General features: G+C 58.0%; 3 protein-coding genes and 1 pseudogene. 1 reads left to right on the top strand and 3 read right to left on the bottom strand.

From position 1 onward, the window contains the following. Positions 1 to 551: 551 nt before the first annotated feature. Both E1832_RS00140 and E1832_RS00145 read right to left on the bottom strand, forming a co-directional pair. Complete coding sequence (locus E1832_RS00140) at positions 552 to 2,345, bottom strand: TRAP transporter permease (protein WP_133357753.1); 1,794 nt, start codon at positions 2,343 to 2,345, stop codon at positions 552 to 554. A 72-nt stretch (positions 2,346 to 2,417) separates the two neighbouring features. Further along, complete coding sequence (locus tag E1832_RS00145; protein WP_280960192.1) at positions 2,418 to 2,636, bottom strand: TAXI family TRAP transporter solute-binding subunit; 219 nt, start codon at positions 2,634 to 2,636, stop codon at positions 2,418 to 2,420. Positions 2,637 to 3,065: 429 nt separating this feature from the next. Between E1832_RS00145 and E1832_RS00150 the strand changes: the two genes are divergently transcribed. Then, complete coding sequence (locus E1832_RS00150) at positions 3,066 to 3,611, top strand: YaeQ family protein (protein WP_133357757.1); 546 nt, start codon at positions 3,066 to 3,068, stop codon at positions 3,609 to 3,611. A 645-nt stretch (positions 3,612 to 4,256) separates the two neighbouring features. Here the strand turns inward: E1832_RS00150 and E1832_RS22755 are convergent. After that, positions 4,257 to 4,420: pseudogene (locus E1832_RS22755) on the bottom strand (IS6 family transposase); the annotation flags it as partial.

A 4,420-nucleotide genomic window follows, 5' to 3' on the forward strand; every position in this document is an offset into this window, starting at 1 on the left:
CCCCGTGGGAGTATCACCAACGGTCAGTAGAGGACCAAAACCTGAACAGAGCGAACTAATAAATGCGGACTCTATGGGGAGCAGGTCAACTGACCCAGCCCGAAATTGTTCCGGAAGGCCAGATACGGGCGACCTTGTTTTCGCGGAAACTGATTTGCCGCTTTCGGGAAAGCCGCGCTGCGGCATCAAGCACTGGCCAATGGCGGCTCTGCGCCGAAAAGGGAGCCCGTCATATTATTCTAGAAGATGTGACATTCCGAAGTTCGTTTACCTGACCGAAACCCCGTGAGCTTTCGAAACCCGGCTCAAAAGCTTGGATAAAATGAAAGGCAAACAGGCTAGAGCAAATCTGGAAGGACCAAAGTGGAACCAATGTGAGTCTTTCCGGAAAATCCATCCGCATACTTCAAAATGTCAGGCGAACGATTTTGGGACATTGCTGAAAGTCGACGTACCATTTTGTTGACATTGGCCTTTGGGAAGCTGCGCTTGTTCGCCTTTCTCCGTGCTTCATTCCAGCCTTGAAAAAAGCCTTGAGAGAGATCCCTTTTTCAAACGAGCGCCGGACCGAAAAGCAGCCCTGTTCCCAGCAGTGCCAGCCCCGACCTGATTGGCACGGAAGCGCGCCCGATCATGGCAAAGGACAACGCCGTCAATCCGACCGCCAGCACGGCAAAAGCCAACAATGCTCCAGCCGGATCTGAGGGTAACCGGATCAGCGCAGGCCAAGTGATCATACCAAGCGGGATCAGGTAAAGGCCGACGCCCAACGCCATGGCGGTCATGGCGACCTTGATCCAGTTTTCATTGATCATACCCGCCGCGATGAAAACCGCGCCGCAGACAGGTGGTGTGATGGTGGACAGAAGCGCGAACCAGAAGACGAAAAGGTGGGCCTGAAGCGGCTCAAGCCCAAGCTTCATGAGGGCAGGCCCCGCGACCGAAACGCAGATGACGTAAGCGGCGGTGGTGGGAACCTCCATCCCCAGAATCAAACAGGCCAAGGCGGTCAGCAAAAGAGAGGCCCAAAGCGCACCGCCGGACCCTTCGAGTATGACCGAGGTGATTTTCACACCCAGCCCGGTAGACCCCAAGACGCCGATGATGATCGACGCACAAAAGATGATGGCGGCGATCATCGACACCTGCCGCGAGGCCGTCAGCAGGGCATCAGCCACGCGGCCGGCGGTTTTCACCGGGTCGAAACGGAGGTCCCCATCCACCAGCAGCAACAGCGCCCCGGCCAGAATGGCCAAGCAGGCCGAGTATTGCGGGGTGTAACCGGCAGCGAACATACTCAGCATCAGAACGGTGAAGGGCACCAGGAAGAACAGCGAGGTGACCACGACATCACGCATTTGCGGGCGATCGGCGGGGTCCAGCCCCTTCAGGTCGAACCGGGTGGCATAGGCGTTGATGCCCACCCAGACCGCCCAGAAATACAATAGCGCGGGCAACAGGGCCGCCCCCATGATCTGGGTGTAGGGGGTGCCTGTCAGTTCGACCATGACGAAGGCCCCGGCCCCCATCAGGGGAGGCATGATTTGCCCGCCGGAACTGGCCACGGCCTCGACCCCGGCGGCAAGCCGCTTGGGATAGCCCAAGCGCGTCATGGCGGGCAAAGTGATCGCCCCGGTCGAAGCGACATTCGCGCTGGCCGAGCCGGAAATCGAACCGAACAAGGCCGAAGACAAAACCGATACCTTTGCCGCGCCCCCCTTCAGACGCCCGGCAGCGGCAGCGGCGACGTTCATGAAACCTTGCCCGGCCTCGCCGGCGTTCAGCACGGCACCGAAGATCACAAAGATGGATACCACTCCGACCGACACGGCGGTGAGGCTGCCCCAGATCCCGCCCTCAGCAATGGTCATGGTGCCCAGAAACGATCGCAGGGGCACGCCGGAATGGCCGAACTCGCCCGGGATACGATGACCAAAAAAGGCGTAAAGCAGCGCTGAGGCCGCCACGAGCGGCAGTGGCCAACCGATAGCCCGCCGGGCGGCCTCGATCACCACAATCAGGAGAGTAAAACCAATGCCGACCTGAAAGCGGTTTTCCAGAAATCCGTATTGATCGCCCAGCATGTCGGCATGCGACGCCACCCAAACGGAGGCAGAAATGCCTATGACACTCAGCACACATCCCGAGATCAGCCGCCAGCGACCAGTGACGCCGAACAGGAACACCCACGGCAAGATCAGCGCCAGGTGCAGCGGACGGCTTACAAGGTTGGGCACAAGGCCCGAAAAGATTAGCCCGATATGAAAGACCACCAGCATGAGCGCCAGTGCGATCCACGCCCATCTCAGCCACAGTGTTTTCGGCAAATCAGCCAGTCCGCTCATATGCACCCTTTCCGACAAGAAAGCCGGGCCATACGCGGCCCGGCCCGTTTCCTTTCACGTTTGGAATGCGCGTTACATCTGGTCTTCGGTCAGTGCGATGCCTGCCTCTTTGTAGTACCGAACCGCGCCGGGGTGGATCTTACCGGTGATGTTGCTCATCAGGCCGGCATCCACACCGCCCCACCAAGCCGCGCCTTCGGCCATCGCGGCCTTGTTATCCCAGTAGGTCTTGGTCAACTGGTAGGCGGTATCGTCATCCATCTTGGTGGTGGTGTGGATGGCACCTTTCACCGGCCTTCGACATCAACCCGGTTCCAAATCAGCCGCGCGTACTCAAGAGCTACGTCGACGACGACAATCCGGATGCCAGCATTGATCTGCATCGCGGCCAGCACGAGAACTATCTCCTCGAAAGCGAAGAGGCCGACCGTATTATCGGAGAAGTGGCTGAAGCCACGAAGAGCTGGAGGGAGGTTGCCCGCCGCCTGGGCGCCTCGGAGCGGGAGATCAAGGAGATGGCCTCGGCTTTCGAGCACGAGGAGGCGGAGAAAGTCTGGTAATGGGGCAAAGGGGCAGCGCCAATCATCCCAAGGTGACGTGGATGCCCCTATCCAGAGACGTATCCGGATTGAGACAGCGCATCCGTCGTGGCCTGAGCGGCTTTCCAAAGGAGCGCTGGCGGGGTAGGCATCGCCAACCTTCGCTGACCCGAGGCAGTTCATGGCTCAGAATGCCACCATCTACAAAGTCGAGCTTTCCGTCGCTGACATGGATCGCCACTATTACGAGACCCACAAACTGACGGTCGCGAAGCATCCCTCGGAGACGGATGAACGGCTGATGGTGCGCCTCGTTGCATTTGCCCTGAATGCCCACGAACACTTGGAAATGACCAAGGGCCTGTCGACGGACGATGAACCCGACGTCTGGCAGAAAAGCCTGAGCGGAGAGATCGAGCTGTGGGTGGCGCTGGGACTGCCCAGCGAGAAGGTGTTGCGGCAGTCCTGCAGCAAGGCCGACAAAGTGATCGTCTACCCCTATGGCGGTCGGGTCGCCGAGATGTGGTGGGACAAGATCAAGGGCAGCGCCAGCCGGTTCGACAATCTCGAAGTGACGAGTTTTTCCGAAGCCGACACGAGAGCCCTGGCGAAGCTGGCCAGTCGCGCAATGAAGATACAGGTCAATATCCAGGACGGAGACGTGATGGTCAGCTTCGACGAGAGCATCGTCTACGTAACGCCGACGAAATGGAAGGGCGCCGCGTAGCCGTTTAGCTCCCGCTTTGGGTATCTAGCATTGTAGCATCGGATATGGTGACCAACGTCACCTCAGGGCCGGCCGCGTCTTTGAGCACCGCAGCAAGATCACAAATGTACCGAGGTTAGCAACAAAGCATCGCGGTCATTCACGCCGGGAGCAACAAGCGGCCAGCGTCCAGCATGGTTTCATTCCGGAAGGCTCAGGAGCCTGGCCTTTGAGTAAGCCGTACAGCATGTGATGAGGCGCAAGCTCGGCTTAACCCAAAATGTCAAGTGATTTCCGAATAGTGATTTAAGATTTTCCAAGCAGGTTCAATGCGCATCTGTGCGCATGACAAGGGACGCAGGCCGATTTCGGCGCCGTCGCCATCTAAGAATAGATAGAACCCTTGCAAGGGTATATAAGAGAGGGGGATTTTGCAACCCAAGATGGGCTTTCGCGATTTCGAAAGTTTTTTTTGCTATTTTACAACTATTTGGACTGTCGGATGGCTCAACACGCAATATGCTGATTGTTCCCAATCAAAGGCGACCGGTATTCTGCCAACATCATGCTGAACAAGACCCCTCATATCGCCCCCGCTGCCTTTTGGCTCATACGCTGATCTAATCTGGATCGGTCTAGGGAACGTTTAGCCTGCCCCCCGCTAGGTCACCCCGGAAAAAGCTCGAATCGTCTCAGCTTGAAATTTGATCTCGAGGTAAGGCTGCGCTCCGAGTTGAACAGGTTGTAGACCGAGGCGTGGACGGCGGAGAATTTCTGCAAACTTCGCATCCGCCTGAAACGCAGCATCGCCCTCTCCCGTCGTCGGAACG

It is taken from the genome of Antarcticimicrobium luteum, assembly GCF_004358185.1.
Taxonomy (GTDB): Bacteria; Pseudomonadota; Alphaproteobacteria; order Rhodobacterales; family Rhodobacteraceae; genus Antarcticimicrobium; species Antarcticimicrobium luteum.

Bases quoted from the DNA above. Each gene is read 5' to 3' on its own strand.
- E1832_RS00140 (WP_133357753.1), bottom strand. From the start codon at position 2,345: ATGAGCGGACTGGCTGATTTGCCGAAAACACTGTGGCTGAGATGGGCG.
- E1832_RS00150 (WP_133357757.1), top strand. From the start codon at position 3,066: ATGGCTCAGAATGCCACCATCTACAAAGTCGAGCTTTCCGTCGCTGAC.